General features: G+C 62.3%; 1 protein-coding gene. It reads left to right on the forward strand.

What is annotated here, in order from left to right; genetic code table 11:
• Positions 1 to 78 precede the first annotated feature (78 nt).
• Complete coding sequence (locus IE091_RS18320; protein ID WP_016915532.1) at positions 79 to 1335, forward strand: ISL3 family transposase; 1257 nt, start codon at positions 79 to 81, stop codon at positions 1333 to 1335.
• Positions 1336 to 1349: the final 14 nt, after the last annotated feature.

Here is a 1349-nt window from a genome sequence, read left to right on the forward strand (position 1 = left end):
GGCTCTTCGACGCTGAGTGTGGAATTCATTCCCTGAGCCAGGCCAGAATATAGTCTCCACAACGGCAGCAGGTATGACATGGACGGCACCCAAATTCTGACTCTCGGCCTGGGCCTGCAAGCGCCCTGGATTCTCAAGGATCAGCACCTGGATACTTCCGTATCGCCCCATCGGCTGGATCTCTATGTCGAGGCCGAGCGAGGCAGCCTCTACTCCTGTCCTGAGTGCGGCCAGGCCTGTCCGGCTCACGATTTCGCTGACAAGATCTGGCGGCACCTGAATTTCTTCCAGCATCACTGTTACCTGCATGCCCGCGTGCCTCGCACCAGGTGCCCCGAGCATGGCGTCAAGCGCATCGAAGTGCCCTGGGCGCGGCCGGGCAGTGACTTCACCCTGCTGTTCGAGCAGGCCGCCATGTCGTTGGTCAAGGAGATGCCGGTACTGGCTGTCTCCCGGCAGTTGGAGATCTCCGATAAGCGGTTGTGGCGCATCGTGCACCACTACGTCGGCCGGATGCTGGAGCAGCTGAATCTGAGCAATATAGCCGCCGTCGGCGTCGACGAAACCGCCTCCCGGCGCGGTCAGCGCTACGTCACGGTATTTCTCGACATGCAGCGCAAACAGGAACCGGTGATCTTCGCCGTCCCCGGCCACGGCAAGGAGGCCATCGAGGCCTTCCACGCCTTCCTGGTGGCGCACGGCGGCGACCCGGACAACGTGGTCGAGGTCGTGTGCGACATGTCACAAGCCTTCCTCAGCGGCGTGGCCGAGCATCTTCCCATGGCCGAGGTCACGGTTGACTGGTTTCATATCGTGCAGACCTTTACCAAGCGGCTGGACGAGGTGCGCAAGAAGGAGCGCCGGGAGCAGGGACACCCCAGGTCGCTGCGCTGGGCCCTGCTGAAGAGCCTGGACAACGAGAACCTGACACCCAAGCAACTGGCGGCGCTCCAGGAGCTGGTGACCGATCAGAGCGCCACGGCCGATGCCTGGATCATCAAGGAAAAGCTACGCTGGGTCCAGAAGGCCTCAACGCCCAGAGCGGCCCGGTGGCGCATCACGAACTATCTCAAGGTCACGAAGGCGGCAGTCTCGGAGAAGCCTCTCCTGACGCCGATGGGTAAGGCCCTGGCAACGCTGGAGCGCCATGCCGATGCGGTGGTTAGGCGCTGGATCTCGGGACTGACGAACGCACGACTGGAAGGGATGAACGGCCTTTTCCAGGCGGCAAGGTCACGCGCTCGCGGCTACCGTAACGAGGCCAACTTCATCGCCATGATCTACCTGATTGGCAGCCCGGTGGGCCGCCTGTTCGATCAGGCCAAATCCACATGAAGTGACGAAGAACC

The sequence above is a fragment of the Vreelandella hamiltonii genome (assembly GCF_014651775.1).
Lineage (GTDB): Bacteria > Pseudomonadota > Gammaproteobacteria > Pseudomonadales > Halomonadaceae > Vreelandella > Vreelandella hamiltonii.